Origin of the sequence: Helicobacter mehlei (assembly GCF_007280785.1) — a bacterium.
GTDB lineage: Bacteria > Campylobacterota > Campylobacteria > Campylobacterales > Helicobacteraceae > Helicobacter > Helicobacter mehlei.
The window spans coordinates 172,480-192,345 of record NZ_VKGC01000001.1 but is presented as its reverse complement, the minus strand read 5'-3'; the positions used below and the strand labels follow the sequence as shown (position 1 = coordinate 192,345).

The window sequence follows — 19,866 nt, the reverse complement described above, 5'->3', positions numbered from 1 at the left end:
AGCTACATGTTTGCCAATGCCACCAGTTTTAACCAACCCATCAACAACTGGAACACTTCTAGCGGGGTAGATTTTAGCTACATGTTTGCCAATGCCACCAGTTTTAACCAACCCATCAACAACTGGAACACTTCTAGCGGGGTAGATTTTAGGTATATGTTTTACCATGCCAAGTCTTTTAACCAGCCTTTATCCAGATGGAATCGCCAAAAACGCATAGGCAAGCCCCCACAGAATTTTAGCTACATGTTTGCCAATGCCAAGAGTTTTAAGCAAGATTTGAGTCATTGGCAGGATTTAGACAGGGCAGATACTCAGGGCATTTTTTTAGGCACGCCCATTCAGGGTGCTTTAAAGCAAAAAAATGCCTTGAGAACCGATCCCCCAACTACCACCCCCCCCAATGTGCTTAAATTCTTGCACTACCCCCAAAACAAACAAGAACTCATCCGGTTGCTCCAAGATGATAGCGTGCCTCTAGCCAGCATTAATACGGGTTTGATCGAGGATATGAGTTATTTATTCTGCGATAAAGAAAATGTCTATGCGCGCATCAAACAATTACCCATTAGAAGCGGGGATTTATGGGAGACTAAGGACAAGGAATACGCCCAAATCTTAGACTTTTACAACAAATGCCATGCGATGGGCGGGCGTGCCAACTTGGAGGGCATTGAAACTTGGGATGTTAGCCATGTTAAAAATATGGAGGGGATTTTTATGGGGCGCGAGGTGGATGTCTCTTTAAGTAATTGGGATACCAGCAGTGTTGAAAACATGAAGGCGATGTTTGCCTTAGCAACTTTTAACCAGCCCTTAAATGATTGGGAAGTCCAGAGCGCGCAAGATACAAGTTTTATGTTCTATGGGTGCAAGCATTTCCAACAAGACCTCAATAATTGGGATGTGGGAAATGTCAAAAACATGAGCTATATGTTCAGCTTGACCTATGATTTTAACGGCGATATTACCCAATGGAAACTCTCCAGCGCGCAGAATTTGCAGGGCATGTTTAAATATGCCGGTGTCTTTAACCAACCCATTGGATCATGGGATGTCTCGCATGTTTCTAATATGTCCTATCTTTTCTATGGTGCTTTTTTGTTTAACCAACCTTTGAACCACTGGAACACCAGCCATGTCAGGGACATGAAAAAGATGTTTTTTTACGCCAAGAGTTTTAACTACCCCCTCAACCACTGGGATACAAGCGGAGTGATGAGCATGTATAAGATGTTTGCTTATGCTGAGAGTTTTAATCAGGACTTGAGTGCGTGGGATTTGCGTAAAGCCGATGTGCGTTGCATGTTTTTCCATGCCAAAGCGATGAAAAGTACACCCTTGTTTTTGAGCAAGTCTTTTTTTAAAAGCGCGGGCAGTTGCACCTAGAGTGGAATTGAGTTTGCTTGCATGAGTCAAAAATCAAAGGATGGTCGTGGCACTCAGTCCTACACATGTGGAAGCACCAAAAGTTGTCAGCAAGGGACCCACACATTCCAGCCATAAAAAAACCTCCGAAAAAAGCAAGGATGCTTTTAAAAAACTCTTAGAGCTCAAAAAGAAAGAACACGGCAAAAAAACAGAGGCCAAAGCAGACAAGCCCAAAGTTGATCTTAAAAAAGTCCCCAAAAAGGGCAAGGAACTTAAAGATCTCAAAAACAAACTACCCGAGCACATTGCCCCTGATAGCCCCCTAGCCCATTTGCTCAACTCCAAGAAAAACACCCAACTCAAGCCTGAAAAACCCGAAAAGCTTGGCAAAAAACAACCCCCTTTGGATTTGCTCCAGCACGCCAAAGCCCCTAAAGATGTTAAACTCCATGGCAAGCAAGCCAAACTTTCAGACATCAAAAACTTAGAGAGTGCCAAGCAACTAAAATTGGGCACAATCAAGCATGAAAAAGATGATAAGGGCGATGTGGAAAAAAACACTCTTGGCAAAATCAATCCCAAAGAGATTGCCAAAAACACCCCCCTAGTCAATCCAAACAAGGCAATTTTAGATGATTTGGATCAAAAAAAGACCTCTAAGGAGGAGATGGACAAATCTGAAAAAACAACCAAATTATCCACTCAGGAGCTTTTAAAGCCTAAAACCACCCAAACTCCAGCCCCACAGGCCACCAAAGCCCCCACCACACCCCTAGCCCACCTCCTAGAGCAAAAACCCATGCCCCGCCATGCACCCATCAAGGACAATGCCACCAATGATCGCGAGATCAAAGAAGCATTTAAGCAAGCCTTAGAGGGTCCTTTAAAACCCAAGCGCACATTTATCCCCCTATCTTTTGATCCCAACCGCTTGCCTTTATATGGACCTGCACAAAATCCCATCTCCAAAGAGGGCGATGAGGATTCTAAGCCCAAAGCCATTGAGAGTGCCCACAACAACGCCCATAATGCCCATCTAGAGAGCAAATCCCCAATCCAAGCCCCCCAAATTAAGGAGACCTTGAAAAATTTTGCCACTACCCTACGCCAAGAACTCCTAGACTTCAAGCCCCCTATCACCAAACTTTCTATGGAGCTCAACCCCGATAAATTAGGCAAAGTGGATGTGGTGATCCAACAGGTGGGCAAGAATATACAGGTGAGTGTGGCTTCTAGTGCCCCCGTGAGTGCTCTACTCTCCTCTTATCAAAACGAATTACGCCAAAATCTTGCACAGATGGGCTTTAGCGATGTTAATTTGAGTTTTAGTAGCCATGGTGGGGGGCAGGGGGGGGGCTTCCAACAAGGTGCGCAACAACAGCAACAACAAGGGCACTTTGCCAATCCCCAACCCCAGCAAAATCCCCAACCCATCAAAAATGATGAGCCCAACTCCCCTCAAGAGCCAAACAAGGTAGGTCTACCCCAGTATGCATGATTAAAGACTTTTGGGTATAATGGCAGACATTTAGATTCAGGAGGCGGTCATGCCAATTGATTTAGCAGAGGTAACCGGCGCAAAGGCGGCGATGGAAAAGAAAAAACACGAGCCTAAAATCGCCAATGGTCTAGACAAAGACGCTTTTATGAAACTCTTTTTGGAGCAACTCAAAAATCAAGACCCAACAGCCCCCATGGAGACAGACAAAATCATCAGCCAAACCGCACAACTCACCCAAGTGGAAATGCAAGAGGAGAATAAAAAGGCGATGAAGGAAGTTGCCGATGCGATGCAATCCACCAAGGCAACCAACCAATCTCTCAAGGATTTTCAGGGCAAGCTTAAGGAGACTTTGGAGCACCTAGATAAGGGCGTGGATAATACGCTCAAAAGCAATGCGGTCATGACTCAAGCCTCCGGCTTAAACAGCGTAACCATGATTGGCAAGATCGCTGAAACCGATGTCAAGGGGATCAATGTTACTAAGGGCAAGGTGGATTTCTCACTCTACTTTGATGAACCCATTAACACCGCTGAAGGCACGGCAGATGTCCAAATTTATGACAAAGATAAGCAATTAGTCCGCACTTTGTCTTTAAAGGGGGATAGTGGCAAGCAAGGTTATGTCAAGTTTGAATGGGACGGGCTGAATGCACAGGGTAAGCCCGTAGAGGCAGGCACTTATGAGGTGTTCGCACAATATAATTTAGACCCCAAGACCAATAAATACTTGCATACGCGTATCGGGCGGGGCGAGGTGCAAAGCGTGGTGTTTGACAAGGGCAAGCCTATGTTGCGTATGGGGGAGATGATCTTGCCTATGGATAGTGCCCTAGAGTTTTATGACAAAAACACGACCCGCCAAGAAAAAGAACAGCGGGAGGGTTTAGCCCACTTGGTGCAATCTAAAACCCACACGCAGAGCACGCCCCAAAAAGTTCCCCAGAACACCCAAGCAAGCACGCCCACTAAAAGCCCTAACACACCCACCCAGCCCCACAAGCAACCAAGCGCACAAGCTAGCCCCACCCACACCAAGCCAACAAATTCCACCGCACAAGCTAGCCCCCAAGCCCCGCCTAAAACTCTAAGCACCCCCAAGCCTCAAGAACACCACACCCCAAGTGCTCAAGAGCATCCAAAGATAGCTAGTCCCACACGCCCGCCCTTATTTCATGGGCTTAACACACAAAAGAGTTAAAAATGAATGATACCTTACTCAACGCCTATTCAGGCATCAAAACCCACCAATTTGGCATCGATAGTTTGTCTAACAACATCGCCAACATTAACACCGTGGGCTACCGAGCCAACAACCCCGAGTTTAAATCGCTCTTTTCAGCGCATCTAGATTCACTTGGGAGTAGCAACATCACCGCCGATGATCGCAACTTTGGGGTGAGAGCGGGGAGCAATGCCATCTCAGATAAAGATGGCGAATATATGCCCAGCGATTCAGATTTTAACATGGCTTATCAGGGGAGCGGGTGGTTTATTGTGGGACCTAATAAAAACGGCACGATGGAGATCAACAAGGATGGCTACAAACAAGCTCAAGAGAATTTTTACACCCGAGATGGGAATTTCTTACGGGATGCTGATGGCTATATTGTGAATGCCCATGGCTATTATGTCTATGGAATCGACTTGCACAAGATTAAAAATGGCGTGTTGTTGGCGGGCAATCCAGATGAGGAAGCCAAGATTTTAAAGAGTGGCAAACTTAGCACGCTGTATTTGCCAAGAGATGTGCAATACCAGCCCGTTTTAACGACTAAAGTGAATATGAGTGTGAATCTCAACCCTAAAAACCATGTCCGCCCCGCCGAGCAATATTTGTTAGATGAAAACGGGCAGCTGATTAACGATCGCTTTTTAAATCAAGATGCTAACGCTCTGGCCAATGATGACAACGAGTCTTTAGATCTGCCCGTGCATCGGAATTTAGAGATCATGATCGTCAAGGGCGACATGGCGCAAGATTTAGTCTTTAAATACGGCACAGGGGGGGTTGAAAACAATGAGTTTAGGACTTTGGGCGATCTGAAAAAATTACTCCAAAGCAAGGCGAAATTAGATTTAGATGTTGTCAAAAGCCGCCCCGGGGATGTGATCTCGCCTTTATTATTGCAGATCAAAAACCCCAGCGACCCAGAAGCGACTCTGTTTATCGGCGGGCACATGGCAGAAAAGTTAGGCTGGATTGCCAATGGCATGATCTTAAAGAAAAATGAAGGTCGAGATTCCGTGCCCATCCGCATCCCCTTTTATAGCACCACCGCTGAGATTTACGACAAGGGGGGGGAAAAGTATTTGCTCAAAAGCGACTATTTTATGACCAGCACCAAAGACCCCCTAAGCCCCACGCCTACAGAAGAAAAATGGGATGTGGAAAGCTCCATTTTGGAGATGCGGGATAAAACGCCCATCACCCCCAAATCAGTACGCCAAACAATCAGCTTTGATAAAGCAGGCAAAATGCACGCCCAGCCCGTAACTCTGAATTTTAAGGGCAACCCCTTGACCTACTCCATTGATAAGAGCGATGATTATAGCTCCAGCGATGAACCCTATGAAGATTCGCGGATTATCCAAATCTCTCAAGATGGCAAGCCTAAGGGTTTGTTGCAAAACATGCGTATTGATGATGATGGCGTGATTCATTTAGCCTTTAGCAATGGTGCGATTGAGACGATGGGGCGCGTGGGGATCGCCACTTTCACCAACGATCAAGGGCTTAAAAAAGTGGGGAGTAATTTATTTGACATTGAGAATGCCACCCGTAACGGGCGGGCTGCCCCCTTGAGTGGTAACCCGATTATAGGCTGGGATCGCGATGATGGCAAGCTCAAATTTGGCAAGATCATGCACAAGTATTTGGAGAGTAGCAATGTGGATGCGGGGCGATCTTTAACAAATTTGATCTTGATGCAAAGGGGCTATTCGATGAACGCTAAGGCCTTCACCACAGGGGATGACTTGGTCAAAGAGGCGATCAACTTGAAGAAGTAGGGCATGCAAGAGGGTTTTTTTTGTAATTATAGCGAGAAGGATTGTCAAGAGCTCATCCATTGCTTGCTAGAGGGGGAATACCAAATCCCTAGATTCCAACGGGATTTTGTGTGGAAGAAAGATCAGGTTGCTAAATTCATCGATAGTTTGGTTAGGAGCTATCCTACGGGGAGTTTTGTGGTGTGGCGCACAAAAGAACGCTTACAGGCCAATAAAGAGATTGGGCAAGTGTTTTTAAAAGAGCCCAAGGCGGGTGAGATTTATTATGTGTTAGATGGGCAACAGCGGATCACCGCACTTTTTATGATCTATCAGGGTCTCAGGGTGCAAAGAAGTCCTAGAGTAGCGGATGACTATCAGGACATCATGCTAAGACTAGAATCCGACGAAGAGCGGGATTTTTGTTTTGTGCGCGACCCAAAGGCCGAAACTAACAAGGTCGCGGTGAGCGTGTATGACCTCATCAGCCAAAGCATTTTGGAGATACAAGAAAAATACAACTTAAGCCTACAGGAAGCAAAACGCTTTGAAAAGTTTAAACAAAAAATTGAGAAGTACCGCTTCCCCGTGATTGAGATCACCAATGCCTCTTTAGATAAAATTGTCGAAGTTTTTGCCCGTATCAACACAGGGGGGACAAAACTCACCCCCTTTGAAGTGATGTGTGCCAAATTTTACATCCCCCCCACTACTGATTCCACCCAAACCATCATCACCCATCCGGGTTTTGATTTAGAAGCCAAGTTTAGGGCTTTGCGTGCCGAACTTGACGAGTTAGACTATGCCTTTGACCACCCTATGGTGGTCTTGCAACTCATTTCGTATTGGTTGCGTTCCAATATCCAAGAGAATTTAACTAAAAAAATCGCTATCGCCACTATTTTAAGACTAGAACCCGAAAAGGTGCAACAAACATGGGATTTTATCGCCCCTTGTTTTATCCATGCTGCCCATTTGCTCAAGCACGATCTTAAAATCCCCTCCTTTGACTTCTTGCCCTCTGTGGGCTCGCTCATGCTCATGGCGTATTTTTACGCCCTAAGCGAACATAAAAGCCCCAATGCCAAGCAAATTGCCAATTTAAGATGCTTGTTGTTCCGTAGCATGTTTTTCAGCAATAACATAACGGGCGACACTCTCTTAAAACAATTAGGTTTGGTCGAACAGATTCACAAGGAAAAACCCGTTGATTTTAAAAAAGAATTGCCTCGCACCACCACCAAAGAGTTTTTAATGGAAGAGAAGATCAATACCAGAAACGGTTTTCACCGGGGGATTTTATGCGTTCTAGCGACCTTAGAGCCCTGCGACTTTGACAACAATAGCAAAGTTCTTTTAGATAATCTCTTTGTGAGTGACACCACCAAGAGCAAAAAACGCAATCTCCACCACTTCTACCCCAAAAACCACTTAAAACACCTCAATCCTGATTTTAACCCCGATGTGATCGCCAATATCACCTTCTTAAGCGCCAAGCTCAACCAAGAGATCAAGGACAGCCCGCCTAAAATTTACATTGAAAAATACCGCCAAAGCAATCCACACCTTAATCAAACTCTCCAAGCCCACTTAATCGATCCCTCTAACCCCAAAGTTTTAGAAGACTACCAAGCCTTTTTGCACATGCGCGCCCAAAAGATATTAGAGAAGATCAAAGAACTAACCTAGATTTCCAACGAGGGCTAAAAAGTATGCTCCCCAAAGTGAGGAGCTTTGGCCAAGATCGCTAGCTAGACTTAGTGGATAAATTTGAGTCTTTTTATCCCCTTTAAGCTACAATACCCCTTTTTAAAGGGACATGGTGATCAGCGAACACAACTTAAAAGACATCTTAAACTCTCTAGGCTTTGAAGCACGCAAGGGCGAGGTTTTTGAATACACTTACCCCAATAACGCCCAAATTTGCGTAGATTTCAAACACAAAAAAATCGCCTACTCTCCCCTAGATCATCGTTTTAAAGAGGGCGATTACCCTAGCAATGATGATCCTAGCACAGGCTTTATTATCCACCGCAACACCACGACTAATTTTAGCTCTAATGAAAACTTTGTGTGTTTGGTGGCGGTGCATAAGCTCCTAGAAAAGGGATACGCCCCAAAGCACATCATCTTAGAACCCACCTTTAAAGTGGGGCATAACCAACAAGTCTATGGGGATATTTTAGTGCTCAATCAAGAATTTAACCCCCTTGTGCTCATTGAAAATAAAACTTATGGGAATGAGTTTAGCAAGGCATGGAACGCCACGCTCAAAAATGGCGACCAGCTCTTTAGTTATTACGCCGTGCATAAAATCCCCTACCTGTGCCTACTCACTTTCAAAGACGCGCACACAGCTGACATGCGCTTAATTTCTATGCAGGACAATCCCGAACATTTAGAGCGTTTGAACCGCGATTGTAAGCAGGAGGACAAAAAACGCGGCTTTGCAGACTCGAGCAACACCAACGCCAAAAGCTATTTTGAAGTCTGGAGTCAAACCTATTCAAACGCCTTCACCACGAAGGGCATTTTTGAAGAAGACATCCAAGCCTACAACATTGGCAAAACAAAATACAGCCTTGAGGACCTACGCGCCGTCTCTGCCGATCAAATCTCAAGCATTTACCACGAATTTGCCACCATCTTACGCCACCATTCTATTGGCAATTACGAAAACAGCTTTTATATCCTTGTGGATTTGTTCTTGTGTAAGGTGATTGATGAAATCAAAAACCCTAATGACCTACAATTCACCTACAAGGGCGTGATCTCAGACAACCCCTTTTTGTACTGCGACAGACTTTTAAACCTCTATGAAATGGGCATTAAAGAACTCTTTAATAAACAGGTCATCAATGTTAAAAAAAGCGCCATTGGCGATCTCTTTAAAGAAGCCCAGCGTTATGAAGGCAAGTTTAAAGAAAAATTAGACGACATCTTTGATCAACAAAAATACTTCAACATCAAAAAGTTTAATTTTATTGAGGTGGAAAACTCCGAAGAATTTTACCTCAACTTTAAAGTCCTCGTGCAAGTGGCTGGGCTTATCGCCGACCTGCACTTGAGCCAAAGCCAAAATAACCAATTCTTAGGTGATCTGTTTGAAGGCTTTTTAAACCGCCACATCCACCAAACCGAAGGGCGTTTTTTCACCCCCACGCCCATCACTAATTTTATCATCCACTCCTTGCCCCCCCTACCAAATCACCCCAAAGTTTTAGACTTTGCTTGTGGGGCGGGGCATTTCTTAACCGAGTTTATGGCGCGCCACAAGGACGCGAAAGTACATGGCATTGAGAAAAACAAAGACCTCTCCAAAGTCGCCAAACTCGCCTGCATTTTTCACAACCCCAAAAGCCAAAGCCAAGTGATTTTTCAAGACGCGCTAGACTTCATCGCCCCCCGATATGCTAAAAGCTTTGAGCTAGAAAGCTTTGATTGCCTTCTCTCCAACCCTCCCTATTCTGTGAAAGGTTTTTTAAGCACGCTCGAGCCTAGCGCGCTGAACCCCTTTAGCCTAAAAAGTGGCATTGACCCCAAGAGCTATGAAAACAATAACTCCATTGAATGTTTCTTTTTAGAGCGCGCTTTGCACTTTCTTAAAAAAGGCGGGATATGCGCGCTCATCTTGCCTGTGAGCGTCTTACAAAAGGGGGGGCTGTATGAAAAAACCCGCGCCCTCTTGCTAGAGCATTTTAAACTGCTCTGTATTGTGGAACTCAATTCGCGCACCTTTGGGAGCACGGGCACGCAGACCATCATTTTATTCGCCCAAAAGGCGCAAAAATACAGCACCGATTTATTGGACGCGCTGACTAAAGCCAATTTTGAAGAAAACAAGCTTGAAAAAGACTTCAAGCAAACAGAGTTTTTAAAAGAATATTGCGCCTTTAGGGGCTACCCTTATGCGGACTTTAAAGCCTTCATGACGGACAAAAACTTAAATCCAGCCCTAGAGCGGAGCTTTAGCGAGTATTTTAGCGATTTTGAGAGTAAAGAGCCCAAAACCTTTAAAAAAAAGCTCCCCACAGAGGGGCTTAAACAAGAGTGGTTTAAAGCTTCTAGCTTTTATGCCAAAGACCCCAAGCAAGAGGGCAAAGCCCAACAAAACGCGTATTTTAAAAGCAAAGACTACCAAGACACCTTAAAGGCATGGCAAAGAGAGCAAGCCCTAGAGCAAATGCACGCCCTAGAGTTAGAAAAAATGCGCCTCTTTGCCCTCATTCAGGGCGAAGAGGTGCTGATTCTAAAAAGCCCTCCGGATAAAAAGAGCGATAATAAAAACAACAAGGCTAAGATTGTAGAGTTCTTGGGCTATGATTGGAGCAAGCGCAAGGGCGATGAGGGCATCAAATACACCAGCGCGCAAACAGAGGACCTAGAGAGCGAGGCACTAGGCAATGTCCAAAGTATCAAGCACATACAAACCCCCCTTTACAACCCCCAAGACCCAGAGGACCCCACCAAACTAGCCTATGCCTTTAAAAGCTTTATGCACGCGGTGCGCACCAACACCCCCCGCCCCAATTTAAGCCCCTATAGGGACCCAGACCCCGCAGGTTACCAACTCTTTAGCACGCCCTTAAGGGAGTTGATAGACTTTTCTAAGGCAGTGCTAGATAGAACGATTAGTTTAAACCCCAAACAAGCCAGCTTAAACCCCTTTGAGGGGTGTGGGTATCCTTTGGTGAAATTGGGGGAGGTTTTAAAGAGTATGGGTAAGGGCAAACGCCCCGCCTCATTTGAAAACCCAAAAGGCGCGATTGATTTTTATAAATCCTCTTTAGAGGCGTATAAATGCGATGCTTACGACTTTGACATAGAGGCGTTGATTATTGGGGACGGGGGGAGTGCCAATATCCACTATTCTACAGGTAAGTTTGCTAGCTCAGACCACACTTACATTTTTAAGGGGGCTAGCCCCGATTTACGCTTACGCTATGTTTATTTGGTGTTGCGCCACAATTTGGAGCTTTTGGAGGCGGGGTTTAAGGGCATTGCGTTAAGGAATATCGCCAAGAAATACATTGAGGAGATTAAAATCCCCCTACCCCCCCTAGAGGTGCAAGAGCAAATCATTACAGAATGCGCCCAAGTAGAGAAACGCTATGCTGAGGTGCGTATGAGTGTGGAGCAGTATAAAGCCTTGATTCAAGCCGTGCTAGAGGCTTGCGGAGTGTGCGGGGCGAAAAATGGGGGGGGGGGGGGGGGGGGGGGGGGTGTTTAACACGATTGGTGGCCCAGTGGCCAATAAGTGGGAGTTTTTAAGCCAATACAAATTTAATCTGTGTTTTGAGAATTCTAGGGGCTATGGCTACACGACTGAAAAGATCATCGATGCCTATTTTGCCCACACCATCCCCATTTATTGGGGTAACCCCGCCGTGGCCAAGGATTTTAACCCCAAAAGTTTTGTGAATGTGCATGATTTTAAAGACTTTGATGAGGCAATCGATTTTATTGTGTATTTAGACACCCACCCCAATGCCTACTTGGAGATGTTACACACCCACCCACTCAATAGCATTGAGGGACAGCCCCGATTTTACCAAGATTTGAGCTTTGAAAAGATTTTAGGCTTTTTGCAAAAGGCACTAGATTGTCAAGAAATCTATCACGAACACAGCCTCTATCCTGCCCATGACGACCCGATGTTTTTGTATTCAGGCAAACAACTTTGTAAGTTTCTGGCTAAAAAAATCCTTAAACGCTTAGGTAAACTCTCTAGCTAGGCATTTTCTGGGTGAGGTCAAGTTTGTAAATGCCTTTTCAAAATCGATTTGCATGAACGCCGATTTACTAGGGTAGATTTGTCAAGGGATGGCATGCACTATATTGGCTATGGCATTTTAATTTGGGTTGGGATTGAATTGGGGGTAATCATCCTTATATTTATGTTGGCAATCACTTTTGATGTATGTACGGGTGTTATCAACAAAGTTATCGATATGCGTAATAGGGCTAAAGCTAGAAAACCTAAAACTAAGCCAAAACCCCCAACAGGTAGGGTAACACTCCAAGATTTGGAAGCTGAGTCTATGGAAGATGGCTCCACCACAACAAAACAAAAGCCACAGGATACCAACACTAGCCAGCAAGGCATGCAGGATGGCGATTCTAACCAACTCGATAAAGGAAAGCACATGGGAAAATCCAAAAAAGACATGGATGTTTGCGGACTCAAAAGGCATTTGATCCTCCAGCGCGCGGGTTGTTTGGCATGGATGGCTGATCACGCCTATAAAAATTTTGGCTGGGTTGCCTTAACACCTCTTCACCAGGCACGAGGCTCGCACTTGGCCTGGGAGAGGATCACAGCGGATCAAGATCGCTATGTCTTGGAGGGGGCAGAGGAGTTAGAATGGTTACAAAAATACCCTTATAGAGCCTATTACTTCTTTAGGGGTATTTGTGCTCAAAGACAAGAAGTCCAACGCGTAATCATCTTTAAAGACAGCGCAGAGGTGCTCAATTTCTTGCTCAATCTCTATAAACCCTATGCCCATTTTGATCCCAAATTTTCCCAACACCAAACAATGGTGAATTTAAACTTAGAGGCAGACAAGGAGAAAAATCGCGCTCGATTCCTGTATGAACAAACCTTGCAATCTTGGTCTTATTCTTTTGAAAATACGCTACATAAAATTTGCCTTAAAACCCCCACGCAGGTTAAAATCCCCCTCTCCTCTCTCCCTTTTTGCCCCAAAACTCTCGCCCCCGTGCTAGAAAAATACCGCTGGGGCGATACCTATATCTTCCAAACCACTTACACACCCCCGCCTAATTTGCCCAAGTTTGATCCTGAGATTTTACTCACAAGTTTATCTAAATCCCTCAAGTTGTTGCAAGAACATTTAGAGGAGTGTATGCAAAATCTAGTGCCCCCTCAAAGAAAACCCAAGTTTAAACGCAAGGTGCGCAAACAACTTGCTAAACTTTGCTTTGCCCAACACCATGGCTTGATCACACCAGAATACATAGAACACTTCAAACTCCACGACCCAGAAGACCCTGAGGCAATCAAGGCAGTCGCTCAAGTCTATATTGCACAAAACTTCCCCAGCTCTAAGGATAAAATTGCCATCCCTGAAGAGAGCGAATATTTTGCCCTCCGGCGTTTTACGCTCAATGATCAAAAACATTACTACATGGAACAGGCTTTATGGGTTTGGGCATACCAACGCTTACTAGAGATTTTTAACAATTCTCTAGAGAGCAGAGAGATACAAGATCAACTTTTGGCGCGTCTAAGCCCCGCGCAGGCTTGTGAATTTGAGCAAGTCTTTTATGAAAATCTTGAGGAAAAACAGGGGGTGGCTATATGGAGCTTGATTGAGCATTTGGCATTGCCACTCGCCGTTTTACAACAAGACGATCAAGTCGTGATTGCCAAAAATCCTCATTTTAAGCCCGCCACCTTTTTAAACGAAAGCGCACACCATCGCGATATTTTGCGCCTCTTGTTTTTCTTTGGGAGAGTGTTAAGTGAGGAGAATGCCAGCCAATTACTCCAAATGAGCCGCGATATTATCCCGGTTTATCCGCATGTCTCAAAAGAGATGGGCTTTTATGCGCTTAAAATTTATTTGCTCCAACAAAAAGCGGGTTGCTTGTGTTGGATTGCCGATCAGGCCTATAAAAACTTTGGTTGGGTGAGCTTAAATCATGAACAACAAGCCCAAGGCATGCATATCGCTTGGGAGTATATTACAGAGGAACAAATTTATCAAAGACAAGAAGCCCATTACTTCTTTGCGGGCATTTATGCCCAAAGACAAGCAAAGCAACGGCGCATCAATTTTCAAAACGCCCAAGAAGTGATTGCCTTTTTAGTGGAGTTGTTTAAGCCCTTTGCTACCCACGACCCTAACCATGTCTCTCATTTGAGTGCCGCCCATGACACTATGCAATATGTGGATGTAGATATGGAACATTTTGGCGCGCGTTTGTATGAGGAAATTCTCAAAGAATGGGAGCCAGATTTTGTAGGCTCCTTAGAAAAAGCCCTCAAGCAAACCCCCACACATGCCATAATCGCAACAAGCGATCTCCCCTTTCTTACCAAAGAGACCGAACTCGCCCTAGAAAAATACCGCCAAGGCGATAATTATATTTTCCAAACCACCTACACCCCCCCAAGTGCTCTGCCCAGTTTCGATCGCTCCATTTTAGCTTTCAACTTAAAAGAGAGCTTAAAGGTTGAGCAAGGGGCGTTAGCTGGGGTGGTGGATAGCTTGGCACGCCCCAAGAATAACCCTACACTCAAGCGCAAAACCCGCAAACAAATCGCCAAACTCCGCTTACAAGAAGCATGCGGGATATTAACCCCCAATGATTTTGAAAACTTCCATTTAGACCACCCCAAAGCCAAAAGTTTTTTAAACAAACACCGCTTCAAATATCAAGGGCAAGAGTGTTACTATTTTGAATACGCCCTAAATATTTGGGTTTTGCAACGCTTATTAGAGATTTTTGAGGGCTCAATTGCTATGCAAGAAGTCGAGCATGCCCTCTTGGCACGCCTAAACCCCGCCCAAGCCCTAGAATTTACAAGTGCCTCTAGCCAAAAATATGCCAGCACACAAAACATTACCACCACCCTTGCCAGCCATTTAAATCTACCCTTAAGCATTGTAGAGCATAGCGATAGCATGGCGATCGTGCCCAACCCCGCTTTTAAACCCCATGTGTTTTTAAACCACAGCCCACATAGCCAAGAAATTTTACGCCTACTTTTAGACTTTAAAAACTGCCACAAAGAGTCAAAAGAACCCACGCCCACCACACCCCGGTTATTTACCCTAGTGCCTAAAGCATTAGAAGGGGTATTTAGTCAGTTGTGTATTGAAAATATTGATGTGCACATGGAAGCATTATTTTTTGATGACAAGCCCGCCTTTGTCCAAAAAATCCTTGACTTGCAACGCCAATTCCTTAAAGAGAAAACTAATTTTGAAGAGAATTTTTTAGAATGGTGCGCGGCTCATTTGGAGAGTGCAAATGTGCCTATGGAGGATAAAAAGGGATTGATCCAAAAGATTATAGAGATAGAACAACGCTTGATCGACGAGCAAGCCACGCTAGAGAAGGCGTTTGCTACATGGTGGGCTGAGAATGTGCATATGGAATTAGAAGGTCTATTTTTTGATGATAAACCCGCCTTTTTTCAAGCAATCCTTGCTATGCAAGCCCAATTTTTTAAAGAAAAGCAAATCAAAGCCCTAGAGCTAGAGATTGCCCCCTCTACCCCCACCTCCAAACCCCCACCTCCCAAACCCCAAGACAAATACTCTCCCAAAGCTATTAAAGCTTACTTGGATCAATTTGTGATCGGTCAAGAGAATGCTAAAAAACAAATGAGTTTGGTTTTTAGCGATCATTACAAACGCATTCAAGGACAATCCGGCTTAGAAAAGGCGAATGCTATTTGTATTGGACCTTCAGGCAGTGGTAAGACTTTTTTAATTGAAATGGCCACTCAGTATTTAGACATTCCCTATTGTCTTGTCAATGCCGCCTCTCTTACCCCTACTGGTTACAGAGGCGAAGAGACTAATCAAATGTTTGCCATGCTCTATAACAATGCCGATAAAAACATAGAAAAAGCTGAGCAAGGGGTGTTGGTTTTAGATGAGATTGATAAACTCGGGCAAGGTGGCTGGTCTGACAAAGAATGGCGACAGGGGGTGCAAAATGAACTCTTAAAGGTCATTGAAAAGGGGATAGTGTCCTTTGAATATGGAAATGGGAGCAATAAACAAACCATCTCTTTAAAAACCGATCACATGCTCTTTATTGTCTTGGGGCATTTTGAAAAATTATGGAAAAATAACAAAACTCTCCATCAAAAACTTCCCAAAATCACTAATGAAAATTTAATAGAATGTGGCATGAAGCGCGAATTTTTACGCCGTTTTTCTATAAGAGTGCTCTTTGAACCTGTAGACATAAATATGCTTACAGAACTTTTAGATCGCCGTTTAAAACCCTTTCAAGAAGAATTTGCCCAAGCAGGGAGTGCCCTAGAGTTTAGCCCAGAAGCCAAACGCTTTTTAGTCAAAAACGCTTTAAAAGAGGGAGTTGGCATGAGTGGATTAGATCAAAAACTCCATGAACTACTAATGCCCCTGCGCTTTGATTTAGAAGATTACAATGGTTTGAAGTGTGTGATCAATGGAGAGACTTTGGAGAATGGAGAGGTGTTTGTGGAGCCACTGGATTGTCCCTTAGACTAATCATTAAGCATCTTGTGTGGATGACTGGGCGTTAGCAATGAAAATTTTAATGCAAAAGCTTGGGTCATCATAACCATTATGAAACCAGCTATCTTTATAGGTTTAGAAATGCATAGTATAATGGCCCCATTCTGATTTAAGGTGGTTTTTGTGAAAAAGATATTTGGGAGTTTGTTGTTGGCATTGAGCATGGCGCATGGGAGCAATATTGCCCTCAATCGACCCTTGGCAGATGTGGTAGTGCGGGATAGGGGTGAGCTTGTTTTGAATGGGGATTCGATACAATACAAGGTGTGGGATAGCAAAAGTCTAGCGGGTAAAGTGCGGATTGTCCAACATATCGCCGGGCGCAAAAAGGTCAAAGCAGAGAACCAACCCCTAATGGATCGCATTGTTGCTGCACATTTTGATGAGAGTAAATACCAAACAACCAATATCATCAATGTCGATGATGCCATAATGGGTACGGGTCTTTTTGTGCGTGGGGAAACTAAGAAGGCTAAAAGGGAACACCCTAATAGCCAAGTGGTGATGGATAATGACGGGGTGGTGCAGAAGGCTTGGGGTTTAAAAAAGCAAGAGAGCCTTATTGTTGTGTTAGACAAAACGGGCAAAGTGCGTTTTGTACATGAGGGCAAACTGAGTAACGCCCAAATCCAAGACGTGATGGACTTGGCTAAAAAGTTACAACAAGAATAAAAGTTTCTATGATAAGTCTTGCCCACTCTGTTTTACCAGCGTAAAGTCGTGTTGGCTTGATCTTCCCAGCCCCCGTGTCTGACAATTGGTGGGCAAACCCTTTGAATCCATAGTACCAAGAGAGAACAAAACAAGTAAATATGTAACACAAGTCTTTTAGGACTTGCATGGCCCTCTAGGTTTTAGTGGGTATAAGCCTATCCCATGTTACCATGGCTCCCATTTTCAATTTAAGGAGTCCCTATCCAAAATATTAATCACCAACTCAACCAACAGCCTAAATCCACTAAACAATTTTACCGCTTATTCCAGTTTTTAACCCGCCCGCAAAATGCGGGACTAGCTTGCAATTTTGAGCTGTGGTTGCCCTTATGAACGCGCCTAGATTTTTTGCCAGTGGCCATGCCCCCATCACATTTTCTTTCCACAAATGCCCCAAGGACTTCGTGGTGCAAGAAGAACCCCTGTATGCTTTCTATGGGCATGGGGATCACCTCATCGTGCAGGTGCGTAAAAAGAACAAGAGCACTTGGGAGATGCTTTCGCTCTTATCACAAATACTGGGTTGTGATGTATCGATTTTTGGTTACGCTGGACTCAAGGACAAACACACGATGGCGTTGCAATATGTGTCTATGCCCAAGAGCTATGAACCTTTATTAGACAGGCATACCCCCATACTTGCCGAACAGGGAATCACAATTCTAAGGAGCACCACACACCCCCATAAACTGAATCTAGGGCATCTCAAAGGCAATCATTTTTTAGTGCGCCTTAAAAAACTCGATCCGATCAATGCCCAAAGAATCAGTCAGGTATTGCTTTTTTTACAAGCCTATGGCTTCCCCAACTACTTTGGAGTACAATGCTCTGAGAGCTTGGAAGATGGTTTTAGACAGAGCTACGCTAGTGGTCAGAGAATCGATCGGGTTTTGCTTTCCACCCAACAAAGTTGCTTGTTTAACCAGTGGTTGAGTGCGCGCATGCGCTTAAATTCCCTTGTGCAGGTTCTTAGCCCCAAAGAAATTACTCAAGAGTTCATAGGGCTTGATGTGAAACAAGTCCAAGGCCTCAAAACCCAGCAACATTATTTCAAACTTTTAAGTGGCGATGTGCTGTGCCATTACCCCTCCTTTAGGCGGTGCTTTTACCATTACGATCAGGATTTAGGGCATGATGTCGAACGGCTATTCACGCATAGACTAGCCCCCACGGGATTATTGCCCGGACATAAGGTGCTGTTGGCTAAAGATGTTGCTGGCTCTTTTGAGGAGCCCTATAGTAACTTGATTGATATTCAAGGTGATCGTCGTTACGCCTTGGTTTTCCCGACAGATGTTTCTTTTAACTACAACACCCAAAAAGCCCAAGGCGAGTTGCGCTTTTTTCTACCCAAAGGGGCTTATGCAACAACATTTTTGGAAGAACTTGCGGGCAAGGAGCTATTTAACTCCGAAATACCCACACCTATTAAGACTCCAGCACTCTCTTAACCTGTGTTTGGCACAGCACATCATGCAAGAAGCGTTTGTCTTTGCTAAAAAAGGGGGTGAAAAAGCCTATGAGCGTGCTGGCGACCACAAGCCAGAGCACAAAGCGCACGCACGCACGCCCCAAGCCCATGGGCTGTCCTTGTTGATCGAGCACCATCAAGCCCGTATAGCGCAAGCCCGGAGTTTGCCCACTCTTACTGATAAAAAGCGCATTAATCACGCCATAGACACACACACAGCTCAAAATGGCTAGCTGATTCTCTCTAAAGGCTTGTGCCGAGCCTAAGATCACATAAGTGGTGAAATATAAAATGGGGGTGTAGATCAAAAAAAGGTCGGTGAGAAAAGCCTTAAGCCTTGCCCCGATATGCAGACAAGCGAGGGTTTTTTTAAACTCCAAAGGCTAATTGCCCCGACTGCCGGGCTTAATGGGCGCGCTAAAAGCACATAGCGGGCAATTTTCAGGCGCATGCATCTCAAAATCAAAGTTTTCTAAAGTAAAAAAGGGCAAGTTAGCAGGGAGCTTACAAGCTGGATTGTGGGTGGCACTTAGCGGGCAAATACCCCGGTTGGCTAGGCTAGCAAACCCAACCACCACACCGCCCATTTCTTGCACGCATTGGCTGGCTTCCAAAGCAGAACCCCCGGTGGTGATGATGTCCTCACAGATCAAAACCTTTTCTTGGGGGCAGAGCGCAAATCCACGCCTCAAGACCATTTGGGAATTGACCCGTTCGCTAAAAATAAAACGCACGCCCAAAGCCCGCGCGAGCTCATAGCCAGCTAAAATCCCGCCCAAGGCCGGTGCGCAAACACAGTCCACTAGAACTTGAGCCTCTTGGATTTTCTGGGCTAGAGCCTCTGCGAGCATTTGGGCGTGTTGGGGGTTTTCAAGCACCTTGGCTGATTGCAGATAAAATCCAGAATGGTTGCCGCTACTGAGCAAAAAATGCCCCTCCAAGAGCGCGCCACAATCTAGGTAGAGTTGCCGGACATCTAAAGCCATGTCAGACCTTTAAAATCTCTTCCTCTTTGCTTTTGAGCACGTTTTCAATCTTTTTGATGAAGTCATCGGTGAATTGTTGAATCGCCGCTAGGGCTTTTTTATTCTCATCGGCACTAATGGCTTTGTCTTTCTCGAGCTTCTTAATTTGGTTATTGGCATCTTGGCGGATATTGCGCACCGCTACTTTTGCTTTCTCGCCCATCGCCCGTGCATCTTTGGCGATCTCCTTGCGTTGCTCGCTGGTCATGGGTGGGAAAAAGAGTTTGACATTTTGCCCGTCATTATTAGGATTCACGCCTAAATTAGCCTCTTGTAAAGCCCTCTCGATCTCTTTAAGCAAACCCTTTTCCCATGGAGTGATCGTGATGGTGGTTGCATCGTTGGCAATCACAGAAGCCACTTGGCTAAGTGGGGTGGGGGTGTTGTAATAATCGATGCGGACATGATCTAAAAGATTGATGGAAACCTTGCCACTGCGCAAGGTGGTGAAATCCTTAGATAGGGCTTGCAAACTCTTTTGCATTTGCTCTTTGGTGTGCTGGTAAATGGTATCTAGCATGGTTATCC

General features: G+C 44.9%; 12 protein-coding genes and 1 pseudogene. 10 read left to right on the top strand and 3 right to left on the bottom strand.

All coding sequences use genetic code 11. The features are described 5' to 3' along the window. The 10 genes and pseudogenes from FNE76_RS00930 to FNE76_RS00880 all read left to right on the top strand — a co-directional run. A partial coding sequence (locus FNE76_RS00930; RefSeq protein ID WP_143928336.1) for a BspA family leucine-rich repeat surface protein occupies window positions 1–1,389 on the top strand: 1,389 nt, incomplete at its 5' end. A 46-nt stretch (window positions 1,390–1,435) separates the two neighbouring features. After that, window positions 1,436–2,869 (top strand): flagellar hook-length control protein FliK, encoded by a 1,434-nt coding sequence (gene fliK, locus FNE76_RS00925; RefSeq protein ID WP_162983052.1) that lies wholly within the window; start codon window positions 1,436–1,438, stop codon window positions 2,867–2,869. A 49-nt stretch (window positions 2,870–2,918) separates the two neighbouring features. Further along, a complete protein-coding gene (gene flgD, locus FNE76_RS00920; protein WP_143928335.1) occupies window positions 2,919–4,073 on the top strand; it encodes a flagellar hook assembly protein FlgD in 1,155 nt (384 codons plus the stop codon). Between the two features lie 2 nt (window positions 4,074–4,075). Beyond that, entirely contained in the window at window positions 4,076–5,884 is a 1,809-nt protein-coding gene (locus tag FNE76_RS00915) for a flagellar hook-basal body complex protein (protein WP_143928334.1), read from the top strand. A gap of 3 nt (window positions 5,885–5,887) precedes the next feature. Then, window positions 5,888–7,552, top strand: a complete 1,665-nt coding sequence (locus FNE76_RS00910; protein WP_120947777.1) for a GmrSD restriction endonuclease domain-containing protein — start codon at window positions 5,888–5,890, stop codon at window positions 7,550–7,552. Window positions 7,553–7,685: 133 nt separating this feature from the next. Then, on the top strand, window positions 7,686–11,093 hold the full coding sequence (locus FNE76_RS00905; protein WP_143928333.1) for an N-6 DNA methylase: 3,408 nt from the start codon (window positions 7,686–7,688) through the stop codon (window positions 11,091–11,093). Continuing rightward, a pseudogene (locus FNE76_RS00900) lies at window positions 11,074–11,490 on the top strand (glycosyltransferase family 10 domain-containing protein); the annotation flags it as partial. The gene FNE76_RS00905 and the pseudogene FNE76_RS00900, both read left to right, overlap by 20 nt. 201 nt (window positions 11,491–11,691) lie before the next feature. Beyond that, window positions 11,692–16,101, top strand: coding sequence for an AAA family ATPase (locus FNE76_RS08475; RefSeq protein ID WP_235895351.1), 4,410 nt, complete (start codon window positions 11,692–11,694; stop codon window positions 16,099–16,101). A gap of 150 nt (window positions 16,102–16,251) precedes the next feature. Continuing rightward, entirely contained in the window at window positions 16,252–16,800 is a 549-nt protein-coding gene (locus tag FNE76_RS00885; RefSeq protein WP_120948772.1) for a YtfJ family protein, read from the top strand. A 371-nt stretch (window positions 16,801–17,171) separates the two neighbouring features. Beyond that, complete coding sequence (locus FNE76_RS00880; protein WP_120948771.1) at window positions 17,172–18,293, top strand: tRNA pseudouridine(13) synthase TruD; 1,122 nt, start codon at window positions 17,172–17,174, stop codon at window positions 18,291–18,293. Here FNE76_RS00880 and FNE76_RS00875 read toward each other — a convergent pair. Genes FNE76_RS00875 through frr form a run of 3 tightly spaced genes read right to left on the bottom strand, consistent with a single transcriptional unit; the run spans window position 18,271 to window position 19,858 of the window. Further along, window positions 18,271–18,693 carry an RDD family protein gene (locus tag FNE76_RS00875; protein ID WP_120948770.1) on the bottom strand — a complete coding sequence of 141 codons (423 nt, stop codon included), beginning with the start codon at window positions 18,691–18,693 and terminating at the stop codon, window positions 18,271–18,273. The genes FNE76_RS00880 and FNE76_RS00875 overlap by 23 nt on opposite strands. A gap of 3 nt (window positions 18,694–18,696) precedes the next feature. Then, complete coding sequence (pyrE, locus tag FNE76_RS00870) at window positions 18,697–19,299, bottom strand: orotate phosphoribosyltransferase (protein ID WP_120948769.1); 603 nt, start codon at window positions 19,297–19,299, stop codon at window positions 18,697–18,699. Window position 19,300: 1 nt separating this feature from the next. Further along, entirely contained in the window at window positions 19,301–19,858 is a 558-nt protein-coding gene (gene frr / locus FNE76_RS00865; protein WP_162983115.1) for a ribosome recycling factor, read from the bottom strand. Window positions 19,859–19,866: the final 8 nt, after the last annotated feature.